This is a genomic window from Burkholderia sp. Ed8, assembly GCF_040761425.1.
Taxonomy (GTDB): Bacteria; Pseudomonadota; Gammaproteobacteria; order Burkholderiales; family Burkholderiaceae; genus Burkholderia; species Burkholderia seminalis.
Window position 1 is genome coordinate 2752850 of record NZ_CP142886.1, and the last position, 15440, is coordinate 2768289.

The 15440-nt window shown below is 70.6% G+C and carries 13 protein-coding genes; 9 read left to right on the plus strand and 4 right to left on the minus strand.

The features are described from left to right. The 4 genes from VXM69_RS26580 (at position 1) to VXM69_RS26595 (ending at position 5178) form a co-directional block, all read left to right on the plus strand. Positions 1–807 (plus strand): topoisomerase IV, encoded by an 807-nt coding sequence (locus tag VXM69_RS26580; protein ID WP_367189505.1) that lies wholly within the window; start codon positions 1–3, stop codon positions 805–807. An 84-nt stretch (positions 808–891) separates the two neighbouring features. Continuing rightward, the gene (locus VXM69_RS26585; protein ID WP_367189506.1) at positions 892–3279 is read left to right on the plus strand and encodes a hypothetical protein; all 2388 of its coding nucleotides are present in this window, start codon (positions 892–894) and stop codon (positions 3277–3279) included. Next, positions 3276–4490, plus strand: a complete 1215-nt coding sequence (locus VXM69_RS26590) for a hypothetical protein (RefSeq protein WP_367189507.1) — start codon at positions 3276–3278, stop codon at positions 4488–4490. The genes VXM69_RS26585 and VXM69_RS26590 overlap by 4 nt, the downstream gene beginning before the upstream one ends. Positions 4491–4503: 13 nt before the next feature. Continuing rightward, entirely contained in the window at positions 4504–5178 is a 675-nt protein-coding gene (locus VXM69_RS26595; protein WP_367189508.1) for a DUF1266 domain-containing protein, read from the plus strand. A gap of 77 nt (positions 5179–5255) precedes the next feature. On the opposite strand, the gene VXM69_RS26600 is transcribed toward VXM69_RS26595, so the two are convergent. From VXM69_RS26600 to VXM69_RS26610, 3 genes are all read right to left on the minus strand, one after another. Next, positions 5256–6185, minus strand: coding sequence for a phosphatidate cytidylyltransferase (locus tag VXM69_RS26600; protein ID WP_034186724.1), 930 nt, complete (start codon positions 6183–6185; stop codon positions 5256–5258). Between the two features lie 38 nt (positions 6186–6223). Continuing rightward, on the minus strand, positions 6224–6856 hold the full coding sequence (locus VXM69_RS26605; RefSeq protein ID WP_034186775.1) for a lysophospholipid acyltransferase family protein: 633 nt from the start codon (positions 6854–6856) through the stop codon (positions 6224–6226). A 102-nt stretch (positions 6857–6958) separates the two neighbouring features. Continuing rightward, positions 6959–7189, minus strand: a complete 231-nt coding sequence (locus VXM69_RS26610; protein ID WP_154233710.1) for a hypothetical protein — start codon at positions 7187–7189, stop codon at positions 6959–6961. A 133-nt stretch (positions 7190–7322) separates the two neighbouring features. Between VXM69_RS26610 and VXM69_RS26615 the strand changes: the two genes are divergently transcribed. Genes VXM69_RS26615 through VXM69_RS26630 form a run of 4 tightly spaced genes read left to right on the plus strand, consistent with a single transcriptional unit; the run spans position 7323 to position 11606 of the window. Further along, positions 7323–7928: a CDP-alcohol phosphatidyltransferase family protein gene (locus VXM69_RS26615; protein ID WP_367189510.1), complete on the plus strand. Its 606-nt coding sequence runs from the start codon at positions 7323–7325 to the stop codon at positions 7926–7928. 59 nt (positions 7929–7987) lie between these two features. Next, on the plus strand, positions 7988–9757 hold the full coding sequence (locus VXM69_RS26620) for a bifunctional alpha/beta hydrolase/class I SAM-dependent methyltransferase (RefSeq protein ID WP_367189511.1): 1770 nt from the start codon (positions 7988–7990) through the stop codon (positions 9755–9757). After that, positions 9754–11154: a dual specificity protein phosphatase family protein gene (locus tag VXM69_RS26625; RefSeq protein WP_367189512.1), complete on the plus strand. Its 1401-nt coding sequence runs from the start codon at positions 9754–9756 to the stop codon at positions 11152–11154. The genes VXM69_RS26620 and VXM69_RS26625 overlap by 4 nt, the downstream gene beginning before the upstream one ends. After that, complete coding sequence (locus tag VXM69_RS26630; RefSeq protein WP_059557015.1) at positions 11154–11606, plus strand: hypothetical protein; 453 nt, start codon at positions 11154–11156, stop codon at positions 11604–11606. The genes VXM69_RS26625 and VXM69_RS26630 overlap by 1 nt, the downstream gene beginning before the upstream one ends. 23 nt (positions 11607–11629) lie before the next feature. On the opposite strand, the gene VXM69_RS26635 is transcribed toward VXM69_RS26630, so the two are convergent. Continuing rightward, entirely contained in the window at positions 11630–12652 is a 1023-nt protein-coding gene (locus tag VXM69_RS26635) for a diguanylate cyclase (RefSeq protein WP_367189513.1), read from the minus strand. A gap of 475 nt (positions 12653–13127) precedes the next feature. Between VXM69_RS26635 and bcsB the strand changes: the two genes are divergently transcribed. After that, on the plus strand, positions 13128–15437 hold the full coding sequence (gene bcsB / locus VXM69_RS26640) for a cellulose biosynthesis cyclic di-GMP-binding regulatory protein BcsB (RefSeq protein ID WP_034186730.1): 2310 nt from the start codon (positions 13128–13130) through the stop codon (positions 15435–15437). Positions 15438–15440: the final 3 nt, after the last annotated feature.

A 15440-nucleotide genomic window follows, 5' to 3' on the forward strand; every position in this document is an offset into this window, starting at 1 on the left:
ATGAACGTCCAGAACCCGAAAACACGCGTGAAGCCATTCGCGGTCACGCTCGCCGTGCTGTTCGTACTCGCCGCGGCGGCGCCCGTTCACGCGGCCGAGCCGGTCCCTCCCGCGCGTCAGCTGCAAAAGTTCATCCGCGACACGTACGGCACATGGCGCGCCGATCGCAAGGGCTGGCAGCCGGATGCGGGCGACTTCATCTATTCGCCGTGCGGCGCGCTGCGCGTCGCGACGGCCGACGGCCCGCGCACGCTGCTCGCGATGTGCGGCGAGACCGAGGCGGCCGTTCAGAACGGGGTGCCGGGCATGGATTCGGACGGCGCGCCGGGCACGATCGACCTGTACGTGCTGAAGCCGAGCCAGGACGGCGGTACGCTCGAGCCCGTCGTGAAGAAGACGGATATCGCGTCGGGCCAGCGCGGCGAGCCCGGCACCGTCCGCATCGAGCGGCTCGGCCCGCACCTGTTCGGTTTCGTGATCGGCGACGGCGTCATGCTGCAGGGCTATACGCAGGCGAGCCGGTTGATCTGGCTGCCGCTCGGCAACGCGATCGTCGAGGCCGCGCCGCGCATCAACGAAGCGATGGACAACGGCGGGTCGCTCGATTGCGATCATGCGAAGTCGCATTGCGAGCGCCGCACGTTCGCGATCGTGGCGGATACGACCGGCGCGGGCGACGTCTATCCGCTGACGGTCACGGAGACGGGCGAGCGCGGCGGCAAGGACGTCCGTGCGCGCTACACGGTGAGGTTCGACGCGGCGCGCGGGCGCTACGTGGTGCCGAAGGCGCTGCGGGAGGGGTACTGAGCGGGGCGCGTGCCGGCAGGTGTCGTCGGCTTGATTCGCGCGTCGGTCCTGATAAGCTATCGCGATTCCGAGATGGAGAAGTCGATGACTCCCAGCGCCGATACAACAACGACGACAACAACGATGCCCGTCACGGGCCAACAACTCGACACCCTGATGAATCGGCTCGAGGCCGATCTCGAGGAGAGCGATTCGAGCCGTGAAACCGATCTCGCGGCGAGGTTGCGCGCGCAGCCGTTGCGTGCCGATACGCTCGACGCGGTCGCACGTCTGCACACGCTGTGGATGCACGCGGGCGATCCGGCCGCCGCACGCGCGGTGATCGACGTCGACGGCGCGCTCGTCCACGAGGCCGCCCCGCCCGACGCGCGGCCCGATATCCGCATGCAGCTCGCGCTGTACCGATTGCAGGTCGGTCATCACCTGCGCGAGCACGATTCGGTCGCGCAGGCGATCGGCGAGATGCACGAGGTGGTGCGCACGTCGCCGATGCTCGACGCCGAGCGTTATGTGCGATTGCGCATGCTGGATACGCTGGAGCGCGACGGCGCGGCGCATTCTCTCGATGCGATCGAACTGCGGCATGCGCTGAACGGCGCGATTGCCGGGCGGGCCCGGTTCCGCGCGTGGGACGAAGCCGACCGGCAATGCCGGCGCGCGTGGGCGCTGCAGCGTCTCGACCGTGCCGCCGACGCGCGCGCGGCCGCCGAAGCCGCCGTGGCGGCGCTCGGCTCGGCCGCCGCCGATCAGGACATCGACGCGTACGACTGGCTGCGCATCGGCCACGCGATCATCGAGATCGCGCCGCTGCAGCTCGATACGATCCGGCAAGCCGTCGAAGCGCGCGTGGCGGACTGGGCGTTGCCGCCGCGTCGGGAGGTGGAGGTCAGGGTCGCACGGCTCGCCGCGCGTGCGGCGCGCGCGCAGGGCGATCTCGACGGGGCGCTCGCGCAGTGTGCATTCGCGAGACACAGCCTCGAGTCGGACGGCGGCGACGATTTCGTCGAATATGAACTGCCGTGGCTGATCGAAGCCGGTCGATTCGACGAAGCCGGCCGCCGTGCATTCTTCCATGTGTACCAGATCGAAGGCAGCATGCTCGACACGGTCGGGCACATCGTTCACGCGCGGCTGGCCGACCCGTCCGACACGTCGGTCTGGTGGCCGCTGTGCGTGATGCGCGCGGCCGGCTTCGGGCCGACGCTCGAGCGGCTGATCGAACTGGGCCAGCAGTGGCGCGACCCGCTGGCGTCGGGCTCGCCGGTGCATGCGGCGCTCTTCGCCGCGCTCGGCTCGCTCGATGGCGACGCGCGGCGTCATGCGATCGCCGACGCCGCGCGCGAGCTTGCCGCGCAGCGCGCGCCAGGCCATCCGTGGATCGCGCGGCTCGCGGCGGCCTACGACGGCGAAAACGGCCGGATCGACGCGACGACGCAGGCGGCGCGACTGCTCGCCGCCGCGCAGGAAGGCGACCTGCACGACAATCGCACGGCATTCGTGCTGTTCGGCGCGCGGATCCGCGCGCTCGGCGTCGCGGCCGCGCTGAAGCTGCCGCCGCCATCGCTGCCGAGCGGCCTGTGGAGCTATGCGTTCGCGGTGTCGATCGAGGACGAGGTCGACGACGCGCTCGAAGCGCTGCCGGCGGCGCAGCGCGATGACGTGCGCGCCGACCTGGCACGCCTGCAGACCGCGGTGTACGAGCAGGGGCGGGCGTGCATGGAGCGCTTCTTCGAGACGGGCAACGGGCACCCGTACGATGCGTGCGCGCATCTGTATTCGATGCTGTGCAACAACCTCGCGATTCTCTATCGCGGGGTCGAACGGTACGACGACTCGCTGCAGCTGCATCGCAACGGCATCGCGGCGAGCCCGTTCGCCGAGCATTACGACGGCATACGCTACGTGCTCACGTGTCAGGGCAAGGACGACGAGATGCTCGAAGCGGCCGAGCAGCTGTGGCACTACGCCGCCGAAAACGGATATAGCCGGCACGGGCCGAACGGGTACCTGCGCGACGTCGTGCGTGCGCTGTCGCGCGTCGAGCGATCCAACGAAATGCCGATCTGGCTCGAACGTCTCGTCGGCTGGCAGCGCGATAACGACCAGGTCGACGGGAACCTGCCCGCCGAGGCGTTGAGCGCGCGCTTCATCTTCGCGACCTACATGACGGCGTCGCATCCGGACCAGGCGGCCGCGTTGTACGACGCCGCACGCGCGCAGGCGATCGCGTCGAGCGACCTGAGCGTCCAGCTCGACGCCGGCAACGCGGCGTATCAGCTGCGTCGCGATGCCGACGTCAAGCGCTTCTACGAACATGTGCTGGCTGCCAACCCGCACGCGGCCGAACCGCTCGACCTGAACGTCGAGCTGATCGAGCAGCGGATCCGCGAGGCGAGCGGGCTGGAGCCGGCAGCGGACACGGACCCCGTGCCCGCCGGGTCGAACAAGCGCTGGTGGAAGTTCTGGCAATGACGGCCGCGCTTCGGCGAGCCGGCTATGCGCCGCGCAATGCGCTGAACGCGGACGCATTGAAAGCCGCGATCGCGGCGCGCAGCACCGCGCGCGGCGACGCGCACGCCGTGCGCGCGTGGCTGCTTAACCATTTCTACCGGCATGTCGTCGCGAATTTCGAACCGGCGCGTACCATCGCATCGCTCGACGATGCGCGGCACGCGCTGGGGCACGTCGCGCCACCCGAGTGGGTGGCCCGCCGTTTCGGTCCCGCCGCGAAGATGGCGGGCGCATCGCGCGCCGATGCGCCGGCCCCCGTCGTATGGGTCGATCCGGCGGATCCGGCGCTGCTCGCGCTGGAAGCGACGCTCGTCGAGTTTCTCGAATCGCGCAAGGGCACCGGACTCGAGGGCAAGCTCGACCGGATCAACTGTCCGCAGGCGCTCGCGTTGTGGGAGCACGAGCATGCGCGGATGGTCGCGCGCGTCGCACGCGGCTGGCGCGAGAGCCGGCCCGAGGCGCTGCGCACGTGGTGCGACACGCCCAACGGACGTTTCGTCGAATTGTTGCCCGACAGCGGGCTGCTGCGCGAGGAAATGGCGTTCGAGAGTTACGTGATGCGTCACTGCCTCGGCCAGTTCGCGGATCGGCGCGCCTTGACGGGCGGCTACGGCGAACGCTACGCGCAGGCGATCGAGGCACGCACGCTGCGGCTCCTGAGCTTTCGCGACCCGAACGGCCAGCCGCACATCACGATCAGCGTCGCGATACGCGCGGACGGCGGCCTGGACGTCGATCAGGTGAAGGGCAAGCAGAACCGGCCGCCGATCGAGCGCTACGTCGGCGACCTGCTGACGTGCCTGAATGCGCTTGGCACGACCGATCGCACGCCGAACGACTGCATTGCGATCGGCGTCGTGCGCACGGCGTCCGGCTGGTGCCGGATCGAGGACGTGACCGAGGCCGCGGCGCAAGCGCGACTCGTCGCACGTCATCCGCAACTGTTCGCGCGGCTGGCGGCGCCGACGCCTGCCGTCGAGTGGCTGGTGGCGGCACGGCAGCCCGAGCTGTTGTCGCAGCGGCCGCCGCGCGCGGCTTCGGTGCGTTATGCGGTGCGCGCGACGGCGCCGCAATCGCAGCCGCCGTCGGTCGATGCCGCGGCCGGGTTCGCGACCGAGGGCGTGTCGTGGCCCGGGTACGACGGGCGCGGTGCTCAACGGCCGGGCAGTTGAAGGCGCCGCGACCATGACACTGAAGCTGATCGTCGCGCTGTTCATCCTGTGGCGCATCGTCCGCTACCTGCGCCGGCGCGGCCGCGCGCGTGCGTCGGTGCTGTCCGCGCGCAAGCACTGGGCGCTGCTGCTTGCGCATCCGTACGTGGAGGCGACCGAGTTCTCCCGTTTCAGCGATGCCGATGCGAGCCGCGTGGGCGACGACACGCGCCGGTTCCTGCGCGCGCAGATGCTCCACCAGATGGAATTGCGTACCGACGCGACGGACGACGACGCGCGCGCGCATCTGGCGAGGGTGCTGGAAACGCAGTGGTTCCGGGCCGATCTCCACGCGCTGCACGCCGACGACGAACCGCGCGCCGCGCTCGCGTTCGCCTGCGCGCGGATGGCCTTCTTTGCGCGCGCCGCGATGCTGATGGGCTGGGCCGAGCCGGACGTCGCGTGGCGCGTGCTGCTGCTCAATGCACAGCGTGCGCAGGATTGCTTCGACGGCTGGGAGGATTTCGGCCGCGCGTACGTGGCGGGCCGCAAGCAGTGGGTCACGGCGTTTCGTGCCGATCCGCTCGGTCGCGCGGTCGACGAGGCGGCCGTGCAGCGATGGCTCGCGCCGGCCGACGGCGCGTGGGGGCGGGCGGCCTGGCCGGGCCTCGCGACGTTCGATCCGGAGCCGGTCGTCCGACTGCGTTGATGCCGTCGCCGGCCGGTTTGCGTCAATGCGTTCGTGCGGCGGCGCCGGCATGTGTGATGCGCCGGCGCCGCCGCGCGTCACACGTACAGATAGCGCACGAGGTGGAAGAACACCGGCGCGGCGAAGCAGATCGAGTCGACGCGATCGAGCATCCCGCCGTGGCCGGCGATCATCGAGCCCCAGTCCTTCGTGCCGAGCGAGCGCTTGACCGCCGACAGCACGAGCCCGCCGACGAAACCCGCGATCACGATCGCGAGCGAGATCCCGAATGCCGCGCCGAAGCTGAACGGCGTCACGCGATACAGCGACGCGCCGCACAGCGTGGCCAGCAGCCCGCCGCCGACGAAGCCTTCGACCGTCTTCGACGGCGACAGCTGCGGCGCGATCTTGCGGCGCCCGAACAGCTTGCCGACGACGTATTGCAGCACGTCGCTGATCTGCACGACGAACAGGAAGAAGAACAGCAGCAGCGCGTTCTGCCCCGCGTAGCGCGGAATGTCGAGGATCAGCACGGCCGGCGCATGGCTCAGCCCGTACACGCACACCATCAGCGCCCAGTTGATCTTCGCGTTGCGGCTGAGGAATTCGCGCGTGTCCTGAGTGAGTGCCGAGACGAGCGACATCGCGAAGAACAGGTGGACGGGCACGAAGATCGAATACATCCCGTACCAGTTGATGCCGAGCAGCAGGTACTGCACGGGGATCGCGATGAAGAACGCGATGAAGAGCGTCGTATGGTCGCTCGCCGTGGTCGGCGTGAGCGTGATGAACTCGCGCAGCGTCAGGTACGACAGCAGCGCGAACACGAGATACGTGACGTTGTTGCCGAGGCCGATCGCGACGGCCATGATCGCGATCATCGCCCACCATGCGCGGATGCGCTGGTTCAGGTTGGCGATGGTCGCGTTCTGCCCGCCGCTGCGCGCGCCGAGGATCGCGCCGATCACGGTCGCGACGACGAGCACGCCCGTCACGCCCGCGACCAGTTCCCAGAAGAGGGTTCGCATGGTTGATATCCGGAAAAGGGGAGAAGAGGGCGCCGCGTTCAGCCGGCCGGTCGTTGCGGCGGCGCGAGCGCGATGACCGCGTCGCGCATGCGGGCGAGGAACGTCGGCTTGTCTTCCTGGGCGTCGAGCGCGTCGTTCGCACCGAAATGCACCTTGCAGATCAGCGGCACGGGCCAGATCGCGCCCTTCGGCATGATGCGCTGCAGGTTCTCGAGGTAGACGGGCGCGAGCGCGACGTTCGGGAACTCGGTCGCGAGATGGAACAGCCCGCTCTTGAACGGCTGCGGCAGCACGTCGGCGCCGCGCGTGCCTTCGGGGAAGATGATGATCGAGTGGCCCTGCCGCAGCGCGTCGCGCACGGGGTCGAGCGGGTCGCCGCCCGATTCGCGGTGGCGGTCGATCAGCACGACGTTCAGCAGTTTCCGCGCGATGTGCCGCTTCAGGTCGCTGCTGTCCCAGTAGTCGCGCGCGGCGACCGGCCGCACGACCGCGCGCACGTCGCGCGGCAGCGCGGCGAGAATCGCGAGCGTGTCGATGTGGCTCGTGTGATTCGAGAAATAGATCTTCTGCGTCGGGGACGGCGGCGCCTGATGCCAGACCGGATACGCGCCGGCGACGAGCCGCACGATGGACAGCAGGAAATCGCGCTGCCAGACGTTGAGAATGTTCATCGGCGCGACGCCTCCTGCCTGCATGCGCGGCCCGCTGCGCACGCGCGGCGGGCGGAACCCCGGAATGCCGGCGCGGCAGGATGCGCGCCGGACGGCTCTTGTTTAAATTTTTTCAAATTCGTGGCTGCCTGTCGCAGGTCCGCGATAATCGGACGATTCGCCGTCGCACGCTGTTGCGTCGCGGCGAATGCGCCGGTCGGCGGCGTGATAATCGGCTGTTGCACGAGTGCCCGTCTGCAGTTCGAATGGATCGCGCCGCGATCGGGCCAGCGGATTATCGCGAGTTTCGCCGAAAAACGCCAGATTGGCGCCGCGCGGGCGGGCCGGGCGCATGCTTGACGCATCGGGGCCGCTCGGCGACGATTAGGGCCGTCCAATGAAGGCCGACCGAGGCCGACCAAGGCCGTTACGCCGCCCGGGGCATGGCGGCGGGAAACGTATCCGATAGCGCCGCGCAAATAAAACGATGAGCCTCTACGCACTCAAACCCAAATTCCAGAACCGTCTGCGTCCGTTCGCGGATTCGCTTGCCGCGCGCGGGGTCACGGCCAACCAGGTCACGCTGTTCGCGGCCGGCGGCTCGATCGTCGTCGGCGCGCTTGCCGGGCTCGGCGTGTTCGCCCGCGCGCTGTTCCTGCTGATTCCGTTTTGGCTGTTCGCGCGCATGGCGCTCAACGCGATCGACGGCATGCTCGCGCGCGAGCACGGTCAGAAGAGCACGCTCGGCGCGTACCTGAACGAGCTGGGCGACATCGTGTCCGACGTCGCGCTCGTGCTGCCGTTCCTCGCCATTCCCGCGTTCGCTCCGGCGGACGTCTGGCTGTTCGCGCTGACGGCGGTGATCGTCGAGTGCGCGGGGCTGATCGGCCCGCTCGTCGGCGCGACGCGCCGCTACGACGGCCCGTTCGGCAAGAGCGACCGCGCGCTGGCCCTCGGCGCGTTCGCGCTGTGGATCGGCCTCGGGTTCCCGGTCGGCGGCGTCGCCGCCTGGCTGTGGCGGCTGCTGATCGTGCTGTCGATCGTGACGGCGGTGCGGCGCGTACGGGCCGGGATCGCCGAAGCGGGCGGCTGACGGGCCGGGCGCCGGAGGGCGGCGCCACACCATTCGAATAACGAAACGAGAGAAAGCGCATGAGCACACGCACGGCACGTGAGGCCGGCTTCATCACGCACGACGGCGAAACGCTGTTCTACCGCCACTGGCCCGCGACGGGCCCGCATTGCCGCGGCGCCGTCGTGCTGCTGCATCGCGGCCACGAACATTCGGCGCGCGTCGCACACCTCGTCGACGAGCTCGACCTGCCCGATTTCGCGTTCTTCGCGTGGGACGCGCGCGGCCACGGCCGCTCGCCCGGCGCGCGCGGCTACAGCCCGAGCGCGGCCGCGTCGGTGCGCGACCTGCAGACCTTCGTCGAGCATATCCGCGACGCGCACGGCATCGCGATCGAGGACATGGCCGTGGTCGGACAGAGCGTCGGCGCGGTGCTCGCGGCCACGTGGGTGCACGACTACGCGCCGCCGATCCGCGCGCTCGTCGTCGCGTCGCCGGCGTTCCACATCAAGCTCTACGTGCCGTTCGCGCGACCGGGGCTGCGGCTGATGCACAAGCTGCGCGGGCTGTTCTACGTGAACAGCTACGTGAAACCGAAATTCCTCACGCACGATCCCGAGCGGATCGCGAGCTACGCGTCCGATCCGCTGATCACGCGGCCGATCGCGGTCAACATGCTGCTCGACCTGCACGATACCGCGCGGCGGATCGTCGCCGACGCTGCCGCGATCACCGTGCCGACGCAACTGCTGATCTCGGGCGCCGACTGGGTCGTGCATCGCGGCCCGCAGGACCGCTTCTTCGAACGGCTCGGGTCGGCGCGCAAGGAGCGCATCGTGCTGCCGGGTTTCTATCACGACACGCTCGGTGAACGCGACCGCGCACAGGCGCTCGCGCCGCTGCGTGCGTTCGTGCTGCGTGAGTTCGACGCGCCGAGCCCGCGCGTGTCGCTCGCCGACGCCGATCGGCGCGGCGCGTTCCACGACGAATACGCGGCGCTTGGCCGGCCGCCCGCGAACGTGTTCGCGCGGACGTACTGGGCGCTGACGCGCGCCGGGCTGAAAGCCGGCGGCGCGCTGTCGGACGGCATCGCGCTCGGGCTGCGGCTCGGCTTCGATTCGGGCTCGACGCTCGACTACGTGTACCGCAACCGTGCGCAGGGGCGGCTCGGCGTCGGCGCGCTGATCGACCGCACGTACCTCGATTCGCCGGGCTGGGTCGGCATCCGTCAGCGCAAGGTGCATCTGCAGGAACTGATCGGCTCGGCGATCGGCCGCCTGCGCGGCCACGGCACGCCGGTGCGGATCGTCGACATCGCGGCCGGCCACGGGCGCTACGTGCTCGACGCGATCGCGTCGGCCGCCGAGCGCGACGGCGCGGCGCCGGACGACATCACGCTGCGCGACTACAGCCCGCCGAACGTCGAGGCCGGACGCGTCCTGATCGCGCAGCGCGGCCTCGAGCCGATCGCGCGCTTCGAGCGCGGCGACGCGTTCGACGAGACGTCGCTCGCGACGCTCGAGCCGCGCCCCACGCTCGCGATCGTGTCGGGCCTGTACGAACTGTTCGGCGAGAACGCGCTGATCGAGCGCTCGCTGCGCGGGCTCGCGCGGGCCGTGCCGCCGGGCGGCTATCTCGTCTATACGGGGCAGCCGTGGCATCCGCAGCTGGAATTCATCGCGCGGGCGCTGAACAATCACCGCGGCGAGGCGACCTGGGTGATGCGCCGCCGCTCGCAGGCCGAGATGGACGAGCTCGTCGCGCGCGCGGGCTTCCGCAAGCTCGACCAGCGGATCGACGAGATGGGTATCTTCACGGTCAGCCTCGCGCAGCGGGTCGACGCGCCATGAGCGCGCTCGGCGGGGGCGCGGGCGGCCTCGCCGAGCCGGCGGCCGGCGCGCGCGACGCATCGTTCGCGCTGCGCTTGGGCTGGCTCGCGGCGATGGGCGCCGTGTTCTTCTCGACGTACGGCTTCGCGAACTGGCTCGCCGCGCGCCGCGCGGCGGTGCCGACGTTCGCGTTCGGCTGGGAGCACGCGATTCCGTTCGTGCCGTGGACGATCGTGCCGTACTGGTCGATCGACCTGCTGTATGCGGTGTCGTTCGTCTTCTGGACGCGCCGTGCCGATCTGCTCGATCACGTGAAGCGGCTGCTGACCGTGCAGCTGGTGTCGGTGGCCTGTTTCATCGCGTGGCCGCTGCGCTTCGGGTTCGAGCGGCCCGACGCGGGCGGCGTGGCCGGCGCGCTGTTCACGCTGCTGATGGGCTTCGACAAGCCGTTCAACCAGGCGCCGTCGCTGCATATCGGGCTGCTCGTCGTGCTGTGGGCCGTTTATGCGCGGCACCTGCGCGGTACGGTCGCGCGCGCCGTGCTGCATCTGTGGTTCGCGGCGATCGGCGTGTCGGTGCTGACGACCTACCAGCATCACGCGATCGACGTGCCGACCGGTGCGGCCGTCGGCTGTCTCGCGCTGTTCCTGTTTCCGTTGCGCGATGCGACGGGCCGGCTGCCGGGCGCCGATGCGTCGCCGAGCGCGGCCGGCCGCGCGCTCGCTCGGCGCTATGCGATCGGCGCGGCACTACTGGCGTGGACGGCCCTGTGGTGCGTGCCGCGCGCGCCGGGCTGGGCGCTGGCGGCCGGGTGGGTCGCACTGGCGCTCGCGTGTGTCGCGTGGGCGTACCGGCGCGGCGCGTCCGGCGTTTTCCAGAAGGATGCGGATGGACGTCTCCCGGTCTTCATCCGCGCGCTGCTCGCGCCGACGATCGCCGGCGCGTTCGTCAATTCGCGGCTGTGGACGTGGCGCCGGCCGGCGCCCGTGCGGATCGACGAACGCGTGTCGATCGGCCGTACGCCGACGACGCGCGACGTGCGCCGCCATGGTTTCACCGCGCTGGTCGACTTGACCGCCGAGATGCCGCGCTGGGCGGCGGACGAAACGTCGCTCGCGTATGCATCCGTGCCGCAGCTCGATCTCGTCGCGCCGACGGCGGCGCAGCTTGAGCAGGCCGTCGCGGCGCTCGAACGCCTGCACGGGGAAGGGCGTGACGTGCTGGTCTGCTGCGCGCTCGGTTATGGACGCAGCGTGCTGTGCGCGGCCGCGTGGCTCGCCGCACGGCGCGGGCTGGGAGACGCGCGCGACGCGCTGGCCGCGGTGCGCGCGGTGCGGCCGCACGCCGTGTGGTCGGACGAAGGCGTGGCCGTGCTGCAGCAGTGGATCGACCGCCGTCGCGGCACGGGGCGCGAGTGATGCGCGATCCGTCCGCTCCGTTCAGGATTGCCGCCGCGCGCGGCGCGCTCGATGCGGGCGCATGGGCGATCGCGGCCGCGCTGGCCGCGGCCGGCGCGGGCTGGTGGGTCGCGGCGGGCTGGATGCCGGCGACGCTCGCCCGCGTGTTGCTGGCCGTTGTCAGCACGGGGTCGGGCATGGTGGCGCTGTGGTACGCGGTGCGCATCGAGATCGACCGCCGGCTGTTCGCGGCGCTCGCGCGGGCGGCAGCGGGCGACGGGCCCGTCGACGACGCGCTCGCGGCGCTCGACCGCGCGCTCGCCGATCTCGGCTGGATCGACGCGGCCAAGGCCGGCCGTACGCTCGATGCACGCGTGCGCGGCGCGGTCGGGCTGTGCCGGGCCGGTGTGCTCGTGGCGATCGTGCAGTGGCTGGCGGTCGGGATCGCGATCGCGGTGTCGCGGATCGGTTAGCGCCGCCCGCCGCCCGCCGCCCGTCAAGCGTGTGCCGCGCGCCGCGAGCGCGTGCGCTTCACTTCATACATGGCCCGATCGGCATGCTCGATCAGCGCGGTCATGTCGGTGCCGTCGTCCGGCAGCATCGCGACGCCGATGCTGACGCCCAGCCGCAGCGCATGCCCGTCGAATTCGAACGGTTCGCCGACTTGCCGCGCGAGCCGCGCGCTGTGCGTGTGCGCGTCGTCGCGGGTGCCGATGTTCGGCAGGATCACCGCGAATTCGTCGCCGCCGATGCGCGCGACCGTGTCCGAGCGCCGCACCGCACCCTGCATCCGCGTGGCGATCTCGCACAGCGCGGCGTCGCCCGCGCGGTGGCCGAGCCCGTCGTTGATCGGCTTCAGCCCGTCCATGTCGATGTTGAGAATGCCGAGCCGGCCGTTCGCGCGCAGCGCCATATGCATCGACTGGCGCAGGCGGTCGTAGAACAGCGCGCGGTTCGGCAGGCCCGTGAGCGCGTCGTGCGTCGCGCGCAGGTACAGCTCGTTGGCCTCGTTGCGCGCCGCGTGGAACATCGCGGCGGCGATCAGGTCGGCCGTCAGCCGCAGCGTGCCGGCGTCGGCCGGCGAGAAGCCGTCGACGTGCGGCGACATCACCTTCAGCACGCCGACGGTCGTGTCCGCATGCGTGAGCGGCATCACGAGCATCGAGCGCAGCCCGACCCGCCGGCACGCGTCGCGATCGACGCGCGGGTCGGTTTCCGAATCGACGCAGTGCAGCAGTTCGCCTTGCTGCACGCACCGGCCCGACAGGCTGCCCGAGCGGCGCAGCCGCAGGCCGAGCATCCCGGCGGCGGTGCCCGACGCGGCGCGGTACACCATGTCGTCGCCCTCGGCGAACTCGACCGCGGCGGCGCTCGCGCCCGTGAGCTGCGGCACCTGCTCGGCCACGTAGGCCATCACGCTGCCGAGGTCGAGGCCGAGCTTCGCGATTTCGGTCTGCACCGCGATGATGCGCAGCAGCGTGTCGGGGGACGGGGTGGCGGTATCGACGATTTGATTCAAGTCAGTGATCCATCAAAGAAAGCGCATCCGGCGTCGCGGGTTTGCGGTAGCATACGCGCCGCATCGCGGCGGCGTGCCCCGGGCGGTCCGTCACGGGCCGCCGCCGGCCAGCCGCACGGCGCCGGCAGTATGCCGTTCGGCCCGCCCGGCGACAACGGCGCAATTCTTACCATTCGTCCCTCTCGTGCAGCATTTCCGACTCGATTGAGGTTTTTTTCGCTTCATCGGCGCGAATTCGCGTAAGTTTTGTCCTATTTTTGAGATAGTGTGACGAATGGGCGCGCGCCCGTGCCAGGCGCGCGCAGCACGGCGACGGCCGTTAAAGAATCCGCCGCGTCGTTTCGATAAATGCATCAGGCCAGGTCGCCATATGAGGGGAAGCAGTGGGGATGTGCACTCACGGGCATAGCTGCTTGACGCGCGTCGGTTCGGACGCGCTTGATGACCGGATCAACCAGACGACACGGAGGGGCGCATGAAGCCGGCCGCGTCGCTGCTCGTCCTGTCGGTCGCCATGGTTGGCGCTTTTCACACGGCAGTGCTGTCGGCCGCGCCGATGCCGGCGGTGCCGGCCGCCGCGTCGGCCGCCGGGCCCGCCGATGCGTCCGCTCCGGTGCTCGCGGCCGCGCCGGCCGTGGCCAGCGCGTCGTCCGCCGGCTTGCCGGCGACCACCGTGCATCTGCCGTTTGCGTCGCTCGGCGCGTTCGATCCGCTGCGCCTGCGCGGCGCCGACGACGCGCGCACGATCAACGCCGGCGTGCGGCTCGACCGCGTGGTCACGGGGGCGCGGTTGCGCCTGACCTACGCGTATTCGCCGTCGCTGGTCTTCCCGATGTCGCACCTGAAGGTGTCGGTGAACGGCGAGGTGATCGCGACCGTCCCGTTCGACGCCGCGCGCGCGGGCCGCACGGTCACGCAGGAGATTCCGATCGATCCGCGCTACTTCTCGGATTTCAACCAGATCGGTCTGCGCCTGATCGCGCACTACACGCTCGACCATTGCGAGGATCCGTCGAACTCGGCGCTGTGGGCCGACGTGAGTCCGACGAGCGAACTGATCCTCGACGAATCGCCGGTGCGCTTGCCGAACGATCTCGCGCTGCTGCCCGCGCCGTTCTTCGACCGGCGCGACAACGGCCGCGTGCGGCTGCCGTTCGTGCTGCCGGCAGCGCCCGATTCGGCGACGCTGCGCAGCGCGGGTGTGCTCGCGTCGTGGTTCGGCGCGCTGGCCGATTACCGGCATGCGCGCTTCCCGGTATCGTCCGCGCTGCCGGCCGACGACCAGGCGGTGGTGGTCGGCACGGCCGCGACGCTACCGGCCGGGCTCGCGCTGCCGCCGGTCAACGGACCGCTGCTCGCGGTCGCAGACAACCCGGCCGCGCCGGGGCGCAAGCTGCTGGTCGTCACGGGCCGCACGGCGGCCGAAGTCGACGACGCGGTCGCCGCGCTCGTGCTCGGCCGTGCGGCGCTGTCGGGGCCGACGGCGACGGTCGCGCACGTCGATCTCGGCGCACCGCGCAAGCCGTACGACGCGCCGCGCTGGCTGCCCGTGAACCGGCCGATCACGTTCCGCGAGCTCGTCAACGATCCGCGCCAGCTGGAAGTGCGCGGCACGACGCCCGACGCGATCCGGCTGAACCTGCGCGTGCCGGCCGATCTGCACTCGTGGAATGGCGCGGGTGTGCCGATCACGCTGCGCTACCGCTACACGGCGCCGACCGTGCAGGACAACTCGACGCTCGCCGTCGAGATCAACGACCAGCTCGTGAAGTCGTACCGGCTTGGGCCGGCCCATGCCGAGGACGCGCACGGCCGCATGCAGCTGCCGCTGCTGTCGGTGCCGGAAGGGCGCGTGACGAGCGATGTCGACATTCCCGCGTTCCGCGTCGGCAGCGGCAACCAGCTGCAGTTCCGCTTCACGCTCGATTCGCAGAAAACGGGCCTGTGCTCGAGCACGGCGACCGAGCCGCAGCGCGCGGCGATCGATCCCGATTCGACGATCGACTTCTCGCATTTCGTCCACTACGCGCAACTGCCGAACCTCGCGTTCTTCGCGAACAGCGGCTTCCCGTTCACGCGCTTCGCCGACCTGTCGCAGACGGCCGTGGTGCTGCCCGACCGGCCGTCGCCGCAGGAACTCGAGGCCTATCTGACGATGCTCGGCCACATGGGCGAATGGACCGGCTTCCCGGCGCTGCGCGTGCAGATCGCCCGGCCCGGAGACGTCGCCGCATTGGCGGGCAGCAAGGACCTGCTCGTGATCGACGGCTCGCCCACGTCGCCGTTGCTGGCGCACTGGCGTGCGGCGCTGCCGCTCGCGATCGGCGAGCAGGGCGGCGCCGGCGCGACGCGCGTCGCGTTCTCGGTGAAGGAGCGCTGGCGCAACGGCGTCGGTCTCGCGGATGGCGGCGCGCATATCGAACAGACGGGGCCGCTCGCGGCGCTCGCCGGTTTCGAGCTGCCGGGCAGCCACGGACGCAGCGTCGTCGCGCTGACCGCGACCGACCAGCCGCGTCTCGGCGATCTGCTCAACGTGTTCGAGAACGCCGGCCTCGTCGCGCAGCTGCAGGGCGACCTCGCGGTGGTGCGGCCGGGGCAGGTCGACAGCCTGCGGGTCGGCGAGCCTTACGTGGTCGGTTTCGTGCCGTGGTATGCGCGTGTCTGGACGCATGCGGCGCGGCATCCGGTCGTGCTCGGCGCGGTGGGCGTCGTCGCGGGGCTGCTGCTCGCGCTCGGCGTGTTCAGCGTGCTGCAGAGGATCGCCGCGCGTCGACGGGGGATGTAACGG